This is a genomic window from Rubricoccus marinus, assembly GCF_002257665.1.
GTDB lineage: Bacteria > Bacteroidota > Rhodothermia > Rhodothermales > Rubricoccaceae > Rubricoccus > Rubricoccus marinus.
Genome location: NZ_MQWB01000001.1, coordinates 66,245 through 82,600 on the forward strand (window position 1 = coordinate 66,245; position 16,356 = coordinate 82,600).

Genomic DNA, 16,356 nt, shown 5'->3' on the forward strand with positions numbered 1-16,356 from the left:
GGTCCTCTGGCGCCAGAGGCGTGTGGCGCCGCGGTGGCGCGTGGCTCCCCCCCGCTCCGCTCGCCCGTTGGTCGCGAAGCTGTCCCCCTTGGCAAGGGGGACAATCCACGCCGAGGTCGCCCCGGCATAGTGGTGGGTTGGAACAGCCGATCTGGATTGTCCCCTCCCCGAGGGGGACCGTTCGGCCGCCGTCCAGGCGCGTCGAACAGGGGGTACGCCCAGCCGAGCATGGCGCCACGCCAGAGGCTCTCTTCCGGGCGTCTGCCTTCCCCTACAGCGTCATCCCCGCGAAGGCGGGGATCCAGAGTACCGGGAACGACTCTCAGGCTGGCCTCTCGGTCCAGGACGCGCGCCAGAGGCGGCTTCGCCGCGTGCATTCCCCTCCCTGCCACGCCAGAGGCCTCTGGCGACACCAGTGCTCATCACTCTGGATTCCCGCCTGCGCGGGAATGACGGATGTGAGAGGGGCGGCAGGCACATCAACGCTTTTCGCGAGAGCGCGGCCGTGCGTCGCCCTCCCCCGGCCCCTCCCGTCCGGGAGGGGAGGAACGGCTGGGCCTCTGGCGCCAGAGGCGGGTTAGCTCCGAGTTGGTCTCGGCCTCTCCTACGCACCTCCTCCCCCAGACGGGGGAGGCCGGGAGGGGATGACCGGGCGAGCGCGATGGAGGCCTCTGGCGCCGTGTGGGGTCGCCCTCACCCCAGCCCTTTCCCAATGAGAGAGGAGGACACATAGAGCCTCTGGCGCCAGAGGCGTAAAAGGCATGCGGGCGGCCATCCGTAGACGGCCGCCCGCGGGCGCGCTGAGCCGGGCAGGTGGTGCTGCCCGGCCCTTCCCGGAGGTCGTGGTGCTTCCGGGCCGCGCGCCGCTCGGGGAGGTCAGCCAACCTCCCGAGAGGGGGCGGCTACGGGAGCGTCAGCACGCCGGTCTCTGAGATGGTGAAGGAGGAGAGGGCCTCTGGCGCCAGAGGCGCGGAGGTCTCGGCGTCCAGGGTGCACGCCTCTGGCGTGGGGCGGCCGATGGAGCGGTAGGCGAAGCCCGCCTCCACCATCTGCGCGGGCTCGAAGACGTTGCGGCCGTCGAAGACGAGCGGCGTGCGCATGGACTCGCGGACGCGACCGAGATCGGGGCGGCGGAACTCGGGCCACTCGGTCGCCACGATGAGCGCGTCGGCGCCAGAGGCGGCGGCGTAGGCGCTCTCGGCGTAGCGCAGCGTGCCGGTGCCCGCCAGAGGCTCGCGGGCGAACGTGGCGCGCGTGGTCTCGATGGCCTCGGGGTCGAAGGCGACGACCTCGGCGCCGCGCGAGACGAACTCGCGGATGAGCACGTGGGCGGGCGCCTCGCGCACGTCGTCGGTGTGCGGCTTGAAGGCGAGGCCCCAGACGGCGATGCGGCGTCCGTCGAGGCGGCCTCTGGCGTCGGCGAGCGTGTCGAGGACGGGCGGGACGAGGGTCTTTTTCTGGTCCTCGTTCACGTCCAGGACCGACTTGAGGATGCGGAACTCGTAGCCTTCTTCGCGCGCTGTGCGGTGGAGCGCCTGCACGTCCTTGGGGAAGCAGCTTCCGCCGAAGCCGATGCCGGCGTAGAGGAATTTGGGACCGATGCGGCTATCGGTCCCGATGCCTCGGCGCACGTGGTCCACGTCGGCGCCGACGCGGTCGCAGAGGTTCGCGATCTCGTTCATGAACGTGATCTTGGTCGCCAGAAGCGCATTCGCGGCGTACTTGGTCATCTCCGCGCTGGCCTCGTCCATCAGGATGATGGGGTTGCCGGAGCGGACGAACGGCTGGTAGAGCCGGTGCATGGTCTCGGCGGCGCGCGGCGACGACGTACCGATCACGACGCGCTCGGGCTTCATGAAGTCCTCCACGGCGGCGCCCTCGCGCAAAAACTCCGGGTTGCTCACCACGTCGAAGTGGACGCCAGAGGCCAGTCCGTGCGCCTCGACGGCGGCCGTCACGCGGGCGGCGGTCCCGACGGGCACGGTGCTCTTGTCGACGAGCACCTTGTAGCCCCAGTGCGGGTTGGCCGCCAGAAGCTGACCGATGTGGTCGGCGACGCCGAGCACGTACTGGAGGTCGGCGCTGCCGTCCTCGGCGGGCGGCGTGGGAAGCGCGAGAAAGACAACGTCGGCGGGCTCCAGAGCGTCCGCGAGATCGGTCGTGAAGGTGAGGCGGTTCTCGCGGATGCCGCGCTCAAAGAAGACCTCCAGGCCGGGCTCGTAGATGGTGAGGCGCCCGTTCTGGAGCGTGGTGACCTTGTCCACGTCGATGTCGACGCAGGTGACCTGGTTGCCCATTTCGGCGAAGCAGGTGCCTCCGACGAGGCCGACGTATCCGGTTCCGATGACGGCGATGTTCATGGTTTGATCTGGCTGAGGTGTTGGCTGAATGCGGGTGTGTGGGGGCCTCTGGCGGCCCGGTCGGGTCTAGACGTTTTCGCTCTGGAAGAGCGCGGGGACGGTCTTGGCGATGAGGCGGAGGTCGAAGCCGAGGCCGTGGCTCTCGGCGTAGGTGTTGTCGAGCGCGATGCGCTCCTCTGGCGAGACCTCGCCGGTCCCGCGCTGGGTCACCTGCCAGAGGCCGGTGAGGCCTGCGGGCGCCATCCAGCGCGCGCCGTCGCCGTCGGCGGTGAGCTGCTCGGCTTCGTAGAGCGGCAGCGGCCGGTTGCCGACGAGCGACATATCGCCGAGGAGGATGTTGACCAGCTGCGGCAGTTCGTCGATGCTGGTGTTGCGGAGAAAGCGGCCGACGCGCGTGATGCGCGGGTCGTCCTGCAGCTTGAAAAAGGCCGGGCCCGCGTTCTGGCGGCGGCGGTGCTCCGCCTCGCAGATCACCTCGCCTCCGTCGCCGACGAGGACGGGCGAGCACGTCGCGCCCTCCTCCAGAGCGGCGCACGCGGCGCATCCCTCGCCAGAGGCCTCTGGCGCGTCGGCCTCGGCGGCGTACTGGTTGAGGTGCGCGAGGTCCTTGAGCCGCTGGTCGGCATCGGGGTACATCGTGCGGAACTTGAAGAGGCGGAAGCGGCGGTAGCCCGCGCCGACGCGCCACGAGGCGTAGAAGACGGGGCCGCTGGACTCCAGCCGGATCGCGAGGGCGGCGAGGAGCAGGACCGGCGAGAGGACGAGCAGCGCGGACGCGGAGGCGGCGACGTCGAAGGCGCGCTTGGCGAGGCTGGGGCGGGGCGAGATCATGGGAGCGGGAGCAGGGCCTCTGGCGCCAGAGGCGGACTAGGTGCGCGGAGCGCCAGAGGCTGCGGTGGTGGGCTAGCGGCCGAAGAGGTGGGCCGTGTCGCGGTGGCCGGGGAGGTCGCGGTACCAGTCGGGCGAGGTGGCGCCGCCGGAGCGGGCCCAGGACACGAAGCGGAGGTGCCCGGCGTCGAGCGGGGCGCGCTCCATCGGATAGACGAAGGCCTCGGGGAGGTGGAGCGCCCAGGGCAGGCCTTCGGCGGTGACGTAGGTGCTGCTGGTTCCGGTCGCGGTCGCGTCGGAGGACGTGCCGAAAAGGCTGGCGTCGGCGCGGGCGGTGGGCTGGCGTCCGGGCAGGTGGACCTCGCGGCCTCTGGCGCCGTCGACGACGAGGAAGAGGTCCAACTCGTCCAGCTCAAGTGACTCGACGGTGACGGGCGAGGCGAGCGTGATGCGGACGGTCACGCTGCCGGGCTCGACGCGCGGCGCGCCGGCCTCGGTGTTGACGAAGTAGCCGCCGGGACGCTGCACGAGGGCGTAGGAGTCGTCGAAGAGTGGGATCACGGCGGAGCCGCTGCCGCTCTCGACGCCGTTGCCGCCGACGGCGAACACGCCGCGGTCGAGCCTCGCGCCAGAGGCGGACTGCACGGCGCCCGGCGCCAGGGGCAGCGCGAGGGCGAGCCCGTTGCAGTAGCCCGCGCCGATGGCCTGCACGGTGATCTCGGCGTCGATGCGGGTCGCGCGGTTCTGCGCGTCGAGCCCGACGGTGAGGTGATAGTCGGCGACGAGATCGTTGAAGTCGTAGTCGCCACGGCCGGGCCACAGGTCCTCGAAGGCGACGGAGCCGCTCACGCCCTCGGCGGGGAGATGGAGAAGCGCGGAGACGGCGGGGTCGTACGGGTCGGCGTCGAGGTCGTTGAGCACGCCGTCGCCGTCGGTGTCGGCCGTGGGGTCCTGGCCGGGGTCGGTGACCGAGGGCACGTCACCGCTGTCGATCGCTTCGACGGGGTTGGCGGAGACGTAGAAGACGGCGTCGTTGAAGTCCTGGTCGCAGCGGAACGGGATGTCGTCGCGGCGCACGTCTTCGAAGCTGAGCAGCATCAGCTCGCGCTCGGCATCGCGCAAGAGGACGTTGTGCTGGCGCAGCGACGGGTCGGGCTCGGGGTTGAAGTCGGCGTTGGAGTAGACGAGGTGCGTGCCTGCGCCGACCGTGCTGCCGGTCCAGCCGTTGGCGACGAGCACCCAGCCGATGCCGGTCCCGGCGGGGAAGCGGCCGAGGTGCACCTTGTCGCCGGCGTAAAGGCCGCCGCCGCTGCCCGCAAAGGAGACGTTCGGGAAGATGAGCGTCTGCGTGTCGATCTCGTCGGCCGACTGCGGCGGCGCGGATGCGTCGTAGGTGTAGTAGCCCAGCGAGTTGCGCCAGCCCGCGCCCTCGTGGACGAATGTGACCCACACGTCGGCCTCTTGCGTGACGAGGATGTCGGTCTCGTTGCCGCTGGCGAGGTACTCGGGGTGCGCGGTCGGGACGGGGGCGTTCTCGGGGAGGCTCGCGTTGAGCGTGGCGAGAAGGCCGGCGTCGATGCGATCGCGGGTCGGCATCAGGTAGTCCGGCACGCCGCTGGCGTCCCAGCCGCCGAGCGTGGCGAAGCCCGCGCTCTTGGCCGCGCCAGAGGCCACGTTCGCGCCTCTGGCGCGGGCGGGCGGCGCGCCGCCGATCACGGCCGACGCGCGGTCGCCGGAGACGGCGAGTTCGACCTCGGAGGGGAGGCCGATATAGCGGGGCCGCGCGAGCAGCGTGGCCTGGTCCGTCGGTAGCGCGAGGGTGAGGCGGAGCGTGCCGTCGGTCCCGGTGATGCCGGTCGCGAGGCGCGCGCTGTCGGGGGTCGCGATGTCGACCGGGACGCCCGCCAGAGGCCCGCCGGTGTTGTCCAGCGCGCGGAGGCTGACCTCGACGGCGCGCGTCGTGGCGTAGTCGAAGCCGGCCGGGACGCGGAGGTCGGTGAGGCTCTCGCCGGAGCCCTGCGCCTCTGGCGCGGTGGCGTCGCAGCCGACGAGGCTGGCGGCGAGGACGAGAAGAGAAAGGGCGTAAACGGCGCGGTCGAGCATGGCGGGTGGTGTCTGGAGCAGGCCACAGGGCGCGACCTCTGCCCGCAGACTCCGGCTCGTCCCGCCCTTTCCCGCCGCCGCTTCGACGAACGCCGCCTCGGTTCGACGAACGCGCCTCTGGCACCGACGAACACGCGCGGGTCAGGTGCTCCGGGGCGCGCGCCTCTGGCGCCAGAGGCCTGGACGGCCGCCCTCGCCCCTACGAGTACCCGTAGGGGCGTACCGCGTACGCCCTCTCCCCAGGATGGCGCTCCCTCGCCAGAGGCCTCTGGCGCCAGAGGCATGTCTTCCGTGCGCCTCTCTCACCCACAGCGTCATCCCCGCGCAGGCGGGGATCCAGAGTACCGGGAACGCCCCCCTGACTACTCTCGCGGCTCAGGACGCGCGCCAGAGGCGGTCCCGATACGGCTTTTCCCTCCCTGCACCGCTAGAGGCCTCTGGCGAGATGAGAAGTCGCCACCCTGGATGACCTGCGGTGACGCTGCGCGGTCCCGCCTTCGCGGGAATGACGTAGGGAAGGAAGCGGCGGGCCCTCACGGCGATCCTTCGGGGCGCCCCTCACACCGCGGCCTCTGGCGCCAGAGGCTACCGAGACGCACCGGACGGGCCCTCTGCCCATCCCGCATCCCTGCGCGGAACGCGCCCATCCCCCATCCCTCCCCCTACCCCAGGCGGCGGAACAGGTTGTCGATCCGCGCCATCAGCTCCTCCGGGTTGAACGGCTTGACCACGAAGTCGTCCGCGCCGAGGCGGAGGCAGCGGATGCGGTCCTCGCTCTTGTCGCTGCCCGAGAGGATGAGGATCGGCAGGCGCTCCGTGCGCGGGTCGGCCCGCACGGCCTCGGTGAACCCGAAGCCATCGAGGCCGGGCATCTGGAGGTCCGCGACCACGAGGTCCGCGCGTCCCTCGCCAGAGGCCTCTGGCGCGAGGAGCCAGTCGCGCGCCGCCGCGCCGTCGGCCTTGGTGACCACGGCGTAGGAGGCGCCCACGGCGCGCTCCAGGAAGGCCAGCATGATCGGGTCGTCGTCGACGAGGAGAACGGTGCGGGCGGAGGCAGACATACGAAGAGGTGAGGATGCCCTCTAGTTTACCCCGAACCGGCCGATGCTCTATCGGTCCTCCCTTCGCCATGCCGCTGTCTCCCCGCCTGCTGTACGACCTCGCGCTCGCCGCCAGAGGCTCGCTCGCCCCACAGGCTGTCTGGGACACCTTCTCGGCGGCCCTCGCCGAGCACCTGGGCGTCGACGCCGCAGCGGTCTGGCTCGACGGCGACGACGCGCCCGCCTACCGTCACGGCGACGCGCTCGCCCGCCCCGAGGCCTCTGGCGCCAGAGGCCCGGCGGTCGGCACGGCCGTGTTCAGGCTGGAGGGCGTCGGCACGCTCGCGATGCGGAGCCCTGAGTTGGATGCCGAGAGCGTGGCCGATCTCTCCGAGGTCGTGGAGGCGTTCGGCCGCAGCTTCGGCGCCGCGTCCGCGCACGACACCATGTGCCGCCAGGCGAGCCGGAGGCTCGACACCGCGACCGAGCACCGTCTCGCGGGCGAGCGCCTCGCGGCGCTGATCCGCACGAGCCCCGCCGCCGTCCTCGTCGAAAACGCCGAGCGCCACGTCACGCTCGCCAACCAGTCCTTCTGCACGCTCTTCGGCATCCCCGCCCCGCCAGAGGCCCTCGTCGGCATGGACTGCGCCGTGGCGGCGGAGGAGACGGCGCAGCTCTTCGCCGATCCGCAGGCGTTCCTGGACGGCGTGGACCGGCTTCTGGCGGCGCGCGAGACCGTCACCGCCGAGCCTCTGGCGCTGGCTGACGGGCGCATCCTGGAGCGCGACTACGTGCCCATTTTGCTCGACGGCGACTACGAGGGCCACCTGTGGGAGTACCGCGATGTGACGGACCGGCACCAGACCGCGACCGCGCTCGACGAACTCCGCGAGTTCTACGAGTCCATCCTGGAGTCGATGCCCGCGCAGCTCGCCTCCTTCGCCCCCGACGGGCGCTACCTGTACGTCACGCCGAGTGCCATCCGCGACCCCGAGGTCCGCAAGGCGATTACGGGCCTGACGGACGAGGACTACGCGCTCATCCGCGGCCTCCCGCCAGAGGTCCCGCGCAAGCGGATGCAGACCATCCGCGACGTGGCCGCCTCCCAAGAGCCGGTCGAGTTCGAGGAGTCGTTCCGCACGCGCGAGGGCGAGATGCGGCACTTCGTCCGCTTCGTCTCGCCCGTGCTCGACGACGAGGGCCGCACAGCGCAGGTGCTCGGCTACGGGCTCGACATCACCGACCGGAAAAAGGCCGAAAACGCCCTCGCCGCCAGCGAAGCCCTCAAGCGAGGCCTTTTCGAGACCGCGCTCGACGCCGTGCTCACCATCGACCGCGAGGGGCGGCTCGTCGAGTTCAACCCCGCGGCCGAGCAGACGTTTGGCTTCGACGCCGAGGACGTGATCGGCGAGGTCATGGCGGACCTCATCATCCCGCACCGCTTCCGCGAGGGGCACGCCAGAGGCATGGCGCACTACCTCGCCACTGGCGAGGGGCCGGTCCTGGGCAAGCGCATCGAGCTGTTCGCCATCCGCGCCGACGGGAGCGAGTTCCCCATCGAGCTCGCCATCAACCCCGTGCAGGTGGACGAGGAGCGCGAGGTGTTTACCGCCACCGTCCGCGACATCACCGAGCGCAAGGCCGCCGAGGACGCGCTCCGCAAAAGCGAGGCCCGCCTGCGCCTCGCGCTCGACGTGGCCGACCTCGGCACGTGGGACCGCACGCCAGAGGGCGAAGGCGACTGGGACGCGCGCTGCCGCTCCATCTTCGGCGTCCCGGAGGACGGGCCTCTGGCGTTCGACGTCCTCCGCGAGCGCATCCACCCGGACGACCGCGACGAGGTGGACCGCCGCCTCGCGCATGCCTTCACGCCCGAGTCCGAGGGCGCCTACGAGGCCGAGTACCGCGTCGTGTGGGACAGCGGCGAGATCCGCTGGGTGTCCGTCCGCGGCCTCGTTCTCTTCGACGAGGCGACGCAAGAGGCCGTCCGCTTCGTGGGCACGGCGCAGGACGTGACCGAGCAGCACCACGCCGCCGAAGCGCTCGAAGCCAGCGAGCGCCGCTACAAGCAGCTCGTGGAGCACAGCCAGGACGTGATCTACCGCGCCGACCTCTCGGGCGTGTTCACGTTCGCCAACGTGGTCGCCACCCGCCTGACCGGCTACGACGAGAGCGACCTGCTCGGCATGCCCTTCTGGGACCTCGTCGCCCCCGAGCACCGCGCCGAGACCGTGGCGTTCTACGCCCGGCAGGTGGCCGACCGCGAGCCCAACACGTACCTCGAGTTCCCCGTTATCACGGCCTCTGGCGAGACGCTGTGGTTTGGCCAGAACGTGCAGCTTATCGAGGAGGACGGCGAGGTCGTCGGCATTCAGGCGCTGGCACGCAACGTGACCGACCGCCGCCGCGTGATGGACGAGTTGGTCCTGGCGCGCGAGACGGCCGAGCGCGCCATGCGCGCCCGCGAGGAGTTCCTCGCCAACATGAGCCACGAGATGCGGACGCCGCTCAACGCCGTGATCGGCATGGGCGCGCTCCTGCGCGAGACCGAGCTAAATGGTGAGCAGCGCCATTTTCTCCAGGCGCTCTCGTTCTCCGCCGAGCAGCTTCTGGCGCTCATCAACGACCTGTTGGATGTCGCCAAGATCGAGTCGGGCCAGATCCAGTTCGAGCGCGTGCCCTTCCACCTTCGCGAGGTCGTGGACGGCGTGGCGGACGCGGTCCGCTTCCGCGCCGAGGAGAAAGGCCTGGACATGCAGATCGAGGTCGACGAGACCGTGCCCGGCCACCTCGTCGGCGACTCGGTCCGGCTCAGCCAGATCCTGCTCAACCTGCTCTCCAACGCCGTCAAGTTCACCGAGCGGGGACGCGTCGAGCTTCGCGTCTCGCCCGAGACTTCCGCGCCAGAGGCCGGCGGGGACGGCCGTGCGCCAGAGGCCTCTGGCGAGCGCGTGCGGCTCCAGATCGAGGTGGAAGACACCGGCGTCGGCATCCCGGCGGACAAGGTCGCGGCCGTCTTCGAGCGCTTCTCCCAGGCGCGGACCGACACCACGCGCCGCTTTGGCGGGACGGGCCTCGGCCTCGCCATCGTCAAGGAGCTGACCGAGCGGCAGGGCGGGACCGTGGAGGTCACCAGCCGCGAAGGTCGCGGCAGTTGCTTTACCGTCACGCTGGAGTTCGCCATCGCGCACGACGCGCCAGAGGCCCACTTCGAGGAGGAGGCCGACCTCGGCGGCTCGCGCATCCTGCTCGTGGAGGACAACGCACTCAACCAGTTCGTCGCCCGGCGGATGCTGGAAAGCTGGGGCGCGACCGTGGACGTGGCCGAGAACGGCCGCGAGGGCGTGGAGGCGGTGCACGCGGCCTCTGGCGAGGGCGATCCCTTCGGGCTCGTGCTGATGGACATCCAGATGCCGGAGATGGACGGTTTCGAGGCTACGCGTCGCATCCGCGAGACGTTCGGCTCGGACGCGTTGCCCATCCTCGCGCTGACCGCCTCGGCGCTCGTCGAGCAGCGGGACCAGATGGACGAGGCCGGGATGGACGGGCTCTTGCTCAAGCCCTTTAAACCCGAGCACCTGCGCCGGACGGTCGCGGCCTTTCTCGGGCGCGGCGGCGCGCCGCCAGAGGCCGAGGCGCCAGAGTCCCTCGTGGACCTCTCCACGCTGGAGGACAACGTGGAGGGCGACCAGGAGTTCATCCGCCGTGTGGTGGAGCTGTTCGTCGACCTCGTGCCGGAGATCGTGACGACGCTCGAAGTCGCGCTCGCCAGCGACGATCTTCCGGCCATCGCGACGGCGGCGCACAAGCTCAAGTCCTCCGCCGGTATCCTCGGCGCGACGGGCCTGCACGCGGCGCTGGACGAGATCGAGACCCTCGCGATGGAGGGCCAGCCCGCCCGGCTCCCCACGCTTATCGAGGCCGCCATCGGCACCGCGGGCGCGACCATCGACGAGCTCCACTTCCGCTTTCCCTTCGACCCATGACCTGCCTCGTCGCCGACGATGACCCCGTCGCCCGCGCTCTCGTCGAGCGGTTCGTGCAACGCCACGACGCGCTCACGCTCGTCGCCGCGTGCGAGGACGCCATCGAGGCCGCCAACGTGCTCGCGGCCAAACGCGCCGAAGGGACGCCCGTCGAGTTGGTGTTTCTGGACGTGGAGATGCCCGACATGACTGGCCTGGAACTCGCCGAGGCGCTCGGCGCCGCCGCGCAGCGCCCGCAGGTGGTCCTCGTCACGTCCAAGCGCGAGTACGCCCACGAGGCCTTCGACGCCGAGGTGACCGACTACCTCGTCAAGCCGCCGTCCTACGCCCGCTTCGTCAAGGCCGTCGAGCGCGCCCTCGCGCGCCAGGCCACGCCAGAGGCTTCTGGCGAGACCGCGCCGGCCTCTGGCGCCGACCCCGACGTGCTGTTCGTCAAGGCCGACGGCAAGCACGTCCGCATCGACCTGCGCGAGACGCCGTGGATCGAGGCGCAGAAGGACTACGTGCTGTTCCACACGCCCGAGCGCGAGCACCTCGTGCACGTGACCATGAAGGCGCTGGAGGCGCGCCTGCCCGACGCCTTCGCGCGCGTCCACCGCTCCTACTTCGTGCGGCTGGACCACATCGGCGATATCGACGACTCGTCGGTCGTGATCGGCCGCAAGGTGATCCCCGTCGGCGCGACGTACCGCGCGCGGCTGCTCGACCGGCTGAACACGCTCTAGCCTCTGGCGAAGACCGGGCCTCTGGCGCCAGAGGATCGGACGCAGGGGAAAGACGGGCAGGGACCCGTTTCGCGACGCAAGTCCGGGAACGCCAGGTCTAAACCGTCTACTCAACCCAGCTTGTTGTCATCGCGAGAAGCCCGTTCGGCTGCGCTCAGGGCAGGCTCCGTGACGTGGCGATCTGGCGCCTCAGCGCTTGCCTGCACGAGATTGCCGCGCTTCGCTCGCAATGACACTGGTTTTGGTAGGGTGCCTTAGTCGCGGACGGAGAACGGGACGCGGAAGGCGTCCTCGGCCCAGCGGAGCGAGAGCACGCCTCCCTCACCGCCAGAGGCCTCCACGTCGATCGTGAACGCTTCCGTGCTGGCGTCCAGGGACTGCCGCTGCATGGGAACGCGGCCCAGATCCTGCGATTCGTCGTACCGGTTGCCGTTCTGGCCGGTCTCGCGGTTGACGATCAGCGTTCCGCCATCGGGCTGCGGAATCGAGAACAGGGTATAGGTGCCCGCGGGGACCGTGAGCGCGTCCGCGCCCTCGCCGAGCACCAGGTCGCGGTCCGTCGTCAGGTGCGTGGCCTGGTTGGCGCCGGTCCGCCAGAGGTCGCCCCAGGAGACGAGCGCGCCCCAGATGTTGCGGTCGCGGCGGAGCGGCTGCCCGTAGTCCACAGAGATCGTGGCGCCCGCCACCTCAGCGACGGTCTCGCCCCGCCCGGACAGCGCGCCGACCGATTGCCCGGCGGCGTCCATCTCGGCCCAGCGCGTAGCGGCCTGCTCTACCTCCACATCGCCGACGCGGGTGACGACGAGCGCGCGCGTGGTCTGGCCCGCATCGAGCGAGACGAGGCGGCCTCTGGCGTCGGCCTCGACGGTCATCGGGCCGCGGAAGGGGTGCCGCACGGTGACGGCCCCGTCATCCTGCACGTCACTCGTGAACGCGACGAGGCCGCGCGAGGTGAACAGCGGCTGGTCCAGCGGTCCGCCCGCCTCGACGGCGCGCTCCACCATGATCTCGAACGGCCAGTGCACCATGTCGATAAACGGGAGCGCCCGCTCCGTCAGCGCGACCATCCGGACGGTCTCGGGCTCGTCCGTCGGCCGCTGCGTTACGCGGAGGCTGTCGCCAGAGGGCTCTGCGATCTCGCGGCGCAGGACCTCGTCCGTGAGCGGCTGCCGCGTGACCGCCTCGTAGCGCACGAGGTCGCCGTCTGGACCGAGCACGAGGTCGTACGTCGTGAGCGTGGTGCGCGGCGCCCGCAGCGCGACCGTGGCTGTCATCCCCGTCGGGGTCCGCGCAAAGCGCTCCACCGCGAGGGTGTCCGAGCCCAGGCGCGTGACAAACGCGGCCTCTGGCGCATCGGAAGCCTCTGGCGCGACCGCGGAAGGGGCAGCGCAGGCGACGAGGAACACGAAGAGGAGCGGAGCGAAACGGAGCACGGCGAGAGGGGATCGGTACGGGTCGCCTTTCACTCCGGGCCCACGCCTTCGGGTTCCCGTTCTGGACCACGGCGACCCACTCGGTACCCGCGCCAGAGGCCGACTCGGGCTCTCTTTCAGTGTCATCCCGAGCGAGCGAAGCGACGAGAGATCTCAGCGCGGTCTCTATTCTTGAGCAAACAGTGCCAACGACCCCGTGCCCTCGCGCCGATCCGTCTGGGTGTACATCCTCGCGAGCCGAACCCGGGTGCTCTACACCGGCGTGACGAACAACATCGAGCGCCGGTTGAACGAGCACAGAGAGGGAGCGCCCGGTTCCTTCACGGCGCGCTACCGAGCCCGCCGGCTCGTTCACCTGGAGGAGTATCCAAACGCGCGAGACGCCATCGCGCGGGAGAAGCAGATCAAGGCGTGGCGGCGCGAGAAGAAGCGGGCGCTGATCGAGGCGGAGAATCCAGAATGGCGAGACCTCGCAGCGCCAGAGGCGGAGCGGTAGGCGAGGCGCGAGGCCTCTGGCGGGATCGGCGTTGAGATCCCTCGTCGCTGCGCTCTGTCGGGATGACGCTGTCGGGCGCGCCTGTATCTCTGGCGTCAGAGGCTGTGCGCCCAGAGGCACAAACGCCCCGCCGACCAGAGCCAGCGGGGCGCCACAGGCAAGGCTTCAGTCTGCCAGCGCGGCGGCGATGGCCTGCGCCAGAGGCGTCGTCGGGCGCCCGATGAGGCGGCTCAGCGTGTGGCTGTCGTCGTAGAGCGCGCCCTCGGACGCGGCGGCGTCGGATTGCGCGATCATCGCGGCCACAGGCGCGGGCAGGCCCATGCCTTCGAGCGCGCCGCGGTAGTCCGCCTCGGGCATGTTGCGGTACGCCACCTCGCGCCCCGACTGACGGGCGACCTCTGCGGCGTACTCCGCCATCGTGAAGGCCTCGTCGCCAGCCAGTTCGTAGACCTCGCCTGCTGGATCGTCGGCGGTGAGGACGGCAGCGGCGGCGGCAGCGTAGTCGGCCCGCGTGGCGGGCGTCAACCGCGCGTCGCCCGCGCTTCCCAGTACGGCGCCGTGCTCAACGGCTGCGCCGATGGAGCCGGTGTAGTTCTCGATGTACCAGCCGTTGCGGAGCACCGTGTACGGGACACCGCTCTCGGCCAGGTAGGCTTCTGTCTGGCGATGCTCCTCCGCGAGTCCCAGAGCTGACGTGTCGGCGTGGAGCAGGCTCGTGTACACGATGAGGCCGACGCCAGAGGCCTTCGCAGCGTCGATCACGGCGCGGTGCTGCGGCACTCGCTTGCCGATCTCGCTGGCGGAGATGAGCAGCAGGCGGTCGACGCCCTCGAAGGCTGTGGCCAGCGTCTCAGGGCGGTCGTAGTCGCCCTCGCGGACCGAGACGCCGAGAGTGGCTGCGCTCTCAGGATCGCGCGCGATAGCGACGATCTGGTCAGCCGGAACGCGGGTGAGGAGGTCGGAGATGACGAGGCGGCCGAGTTGGCCGGTCGAACCGGTGATGGCAATCATGAGTGGGGGGGATGTGGATTTGCAAACCTAGGGCCCATGCTTACTTTTGGGAAGTACATACAGAACCGTAAGCGACATGCCTGACACTGTTTTCATCTCCGGCGCCCTCTCCGATGCCGTTCAGCGCGGGGACGTCCTGAGTGCCGATTGCCCCTCGCGTCCGGTCCTGCGCCGCGTGACGAACCGCTGGGGCGTCGTCGTGCTGCTCGCGCTCGCGTCGGGTACGCACCGCTTCAGCGAGCTTCGACGGAAGGCGAACGGCATCAGCGAACGGATGCTGGCGAAGACCCTCCAGGACCTGGAATCCGACGGGTTCGTGGATCGCGTGGCCTACCCGGTGGTGCCACCGCACGTGGAGTACAGCCTGACGCCGCTGGGCCAGGAGTTGCTGCCCCACGTGGCCGGGCTGGCGGACTGGGTCGAGAGCAACATCGGCCGCATCCTCGCGGCGCAGGCCGAGAGCGAGTAGGCCTCTGGCGACCCCTCGCGCCTCTGGCGACCCCTCGCGCCTCTGGCGACCCCTCGCGCCTCTGGCGACCCCTCGCGCCTCTGGCGACCCCTCGCGCCTCTGGCGACCCCTCGCGCCTCTGGCGACCCCTCGCGCCTCTGGCGCCAGAGGCCATGCGCACAGCGGACCACGAAAAACGCCCCGCCGGCCGGAGCCAGCGGGGCGCAGATCAGCAGACGCCAGAGGCCTCTGGCGCGAGCGGCTCTAGTTGGAGCCGACCTCCTTGGCCACCTGCGGCGGCGCGGTGGCGGCGCCGTCGCCAGAGGAGACCGGGTTGCCGAGCGGCGTGAAGGCCTGCACGCCCGTCAGCTCGCGGCCGAGGATGAGGCCGTGGATGTCGTAGGTGCCCTCGTAGGTGTTGACCGATTCGAGGTTGACCATGTGGTGGATCACGCGGTACTCGCCGGTGATGCCGTTGCCGCCCATCATGTCGCGCGCGATGCGGGCGATGTCGAGGGCGGTGCCCACGTTGCGGCGCTTGGCTAGCGAGACCATGCTCGGGTGGCCCTTGCCCTGGTCGCGGAGGTCACCGAGACGCCACGCCAGAAGCTGCATCTGCGTGATGTCAGTCAGCATGTTGGCCAGCTTGGTCTGGATGAGTTGCATGGAGCCCAGCGTGTGGCCGAACTGCTTGCGCTCGTTGACGTACGTCCGCGCGCGGCGGAAGCAGTCCTCGGCGGCGCCGACGGCGCCCCACGAGATGCCGTAGCGGGCATTGTTGAGGCACATGAACGGCCCCTTGAGGCCGCGGATGTCCGGGAACGCGTTGGCCTCGGGGATGAACACGTCGTCGAAGACCATCTCGCCGGTGACGCTGGCCCGGAGGCTCATCTTGTTGTGCGTCTTGGGCGCCGTGTAGCCGTCCATGCCCTTCTCGACGAGGAAGCCGCGGATGACGCCGGGGTCGTCCTTGCTCTCCTTCGCCTTGGCCCAGACCACGCCCACGTCCGCCAGAGGCGAGTTGGTGATCCACATCTTCGCGCCGTTCAGCTTGTAGCCACCGTCCACCTTGAGGGCGGTCGTGATCATGCTGCCGGGGTCGGAGCCGTGGTTGGGCTCGGTCAGGCCGAAGCAGCCGATGAACTCGCCAGAGGCCAGCTTGGGCAGGAAGCGCTCTTTCTGCTCCTCGGTTCCGAAGGCCTCGATCGGGTACATCACCAGTGAGGACTGGACCGACGCGAACGAGCGGTAGGAGCTGTCGACGCGCTCCAACTCGCGCGCGACGAGACCATAGGCCGTGTAGCTCGCGCCCGCGCCGCCGTACTTGGGGTCGACGGTGATGCCGAGAAGGCCCATCTCGCCCATCTCGCGAGGGATCTCCGGGTGGAAGACCTCGTCCTGGTTGCCCTCCAGAGCACGTGGCTCCAGCTTGCTCTGCGCGTAGTCGCGCGCGGACTCCATGATGAGGCGCTCCTCTTCTCCGAGCATGGACTCGAAAAGGAAGGGGTCGTCGAGGTTGAACGGCTGCTTGGCCATGGGTTCGGGGCGGTTTGGGTCGTGTCGGTCTGAAGGTAGTACGAGGCCGCTGGCGGGCGTGTGCCCGGGCGGCGATGCGTATTGCGTGATGCGTAAGGGGAGCCGCCGGGAGCGCCGTGCTTGCCGGAGGCCTCTGGCGCCAGAGGCGAGCGCCCTACTGGCCACTCGCGATTGGCTCCTTCCCCCTTACCCGCGCTGCCAGTTGACGCCGCGGCCGACCTCGGGATCGGGGTAGCTCCACGCGACGGCGCCCTGGTCGCAGGCGTACATGCACGTGCCGCACTCGATGCAGTCCTCGAACTGGAAGTGCACCTTGCCGAGGTCGTCCAGGGTGTAGCAGTTGGCGGGGCACACGTAGGTCGTGCACTTGTGCGGGCAGCCCGAGTTGCA

Annotated in this window: 12 protein-coding genes; 4 read left to right on the top strand and 8 right to left on the bottom strand. The window is 70.3% G+C overall.

Annotated features, from left to right (window positions below):
- Positions 1 to 902: 902 nt before the first annotated feature.
- The 4 genes from BSZ36_RS00265 to BSZ36_RS00280 form a co-directional block, all read right to left on the bottom strand.
- On the bottom strand, positions 903 to 2,360 hold the full coding sequence (locus BSZ36_RS00265; RefSeq protein ID WP_094545169.1) for a UDP-glucose dehydrogenase family protein: 1,458 nt from the start codon (positions 2,358 to 2,360) through the stop codon (positions 903 to 905).
- A 66-nt stretch (positions 2,361 to 2,426) separates the two neighbouring features.
- Positions 2,427 to 3,191, bottom strand: a complete 765-nt coding sequence (locus BSZ36_RS00270) for a sugar transferase (protein WP_094545170.1) — start codon at positions 3,189 to 3,191, stop codon at positions 2,427 to 2,429.
- 72 nt (positions 3,192 to 3,263) lie between these two features.
- Complete coding sequence (locus tag BSZ36_RS00275) at positions 3,264 to 5,291, bottom strand: LruC domain-containing protein (protein ID WP_094545171.1); 2,028 nt, start codon at positions 5,289 to 5,291, stop codon at positions 3,264 to 3,266.
- 662 nt (positions 5,292 to 5,953) lie between these two features.
- Positions 5,954 to 6,352 carry a response regulator gene (locus BSZ36_RS00280; RefSeq protein ID WP_094545172.1) on the bottom strand — a complete coding sequence of 133 codons (399 nt, stop codon included), beginning with the start codon at positions 6,350 to 6,352 and terminating at the stop codon, positions 5,954 to 5,956.
- 68 nt (positions 6,353 to 6,420) lie between these two features.
- On the opposite strand from BSZ36_RS00280, the gene BSZ36_RS00285 reads away from it, so the two are divergent.
- Together BSZ36_RS00285 and BSZ36_RS00290 are read left to right on the top strand one after the other, a co-directional pair.
- Entirely contained in the window at positions 6,421 to 10,317 is a 3,897-nt protein-coding gene (locus BSZ36_RS00285; protein ID WP_143536691.1) for a PAS domain S-box protein, read from the top strand.
- Positions 10,314 to 11,042 (top strand): LytR/AlgR family response regulator transcription factor, encoded by a 729-nt coding sequence (locus BSZ36_RS00290; protein ID WP_094545174.1) that lies wholly within the window; start codon positions 10,314 to 10,316, stop codon positions 11,040 to 11,042. The genes BSZ36_RS00285 and BSZ36_RS00290 overlap by 4 nt, the downstream gene beginning before the upstream one ends.
- A 254-nt stretch (positions 11,043 to 11,296) precedes the next feature.
- On the opposite strand, the gene BSZ36_RS00295 is transcribed toward BSZ36_RS00290, so the two are convergent.
- A complete protein-coding gene (locus tag BSZ36_RS00295) occupies positions 11,297 to 12,475 on the bottom strand; it encodes a DUF2911 domain-containing protein (RefSeq protein WP_179270942.1) in 1,179 nt (392 codons plus the stop codon).
- Between the two features lie 196 nt (positions 12,476 to 12,671).
- On the opposite strand from BSZ36_RS00295, the gene BSZ36_RS00300 reads away from it, so the two are divergent.
- Positions 12,672 to 12,971 (top strand): GIY-YIG nuclease family protein, encoded by a 300-nt coding sequence (locus BSZ36_RS00300; RefSeq protein ID WP_094545176.1) that lies wholly within the window; start codon positions 12,672 to 12,674, stop codon positions 12,969 to 12,971.
- 165 nt (positions 12,972 to 13,136) lie between these two features.
- Here BSZ36_RS00300 and BSZ36_RS00305 read toward each other — a convergent pair whose 3' ends face one another.
- Complete coding sequence (locus BSZ36_RS00305) at positions 13,137 to 13,982, bottom strand: SDR family oxidoreductase (RefSeq protein ID WP_094545177.1); 846 nt, start codon at positions 13,980 to 13,982, stop codon at positions 13,137 to 13,139.
- A gap of 76 nt (positions 13,983 to 14,058) precedes the next feature.
- Between BSZ36_RS00305 and BSZ36_RS00310 the strand changes: the two genes are divergently transcribed.
- A complete protein-coding gene (locus BSZ36_RS00310; RefSeq protein ID WP_094545178.1) occupies positions 14,059 to 14,451 on the top strand; it encodes a winged helix-turn-helix transcriptional regulator in 393 nt (130 codons plus the stop codon).
- A gap of 243 nt (positions 14,452 to 14,694) precedes the next feature.
- On the opposite strand, the gene BSZ36_RS00315 is transcribed toward BSZ36_RS00310, so the two are convergent.
- Together BSZ36_RS00315 and BSZ36_RS00320 are read right to left on the bottom strand one after the other, a co-directional pair.
- On the bottom strand, positions 14,695 to 15,966 hold the full coding sequence (locus BSZ36_RS00315) for an acyl-CoA dehydrogenase (RefSeq protein ID WP_094545179.1): 1,272 nt from the start codon (positions 15,964 to 15,966) through the stop codon (positions 14,695 to 14,697).
- Between the two features lie 186 nt (positions 15,967 to 16,152).
- The coding region (locus BSZ36_RS00320; protein ID WP_094545180.1) for a ferredoxin family protein at positions 16,153 to 16,356 on the bottom strand (204 nt) is incomplete at its 5' end.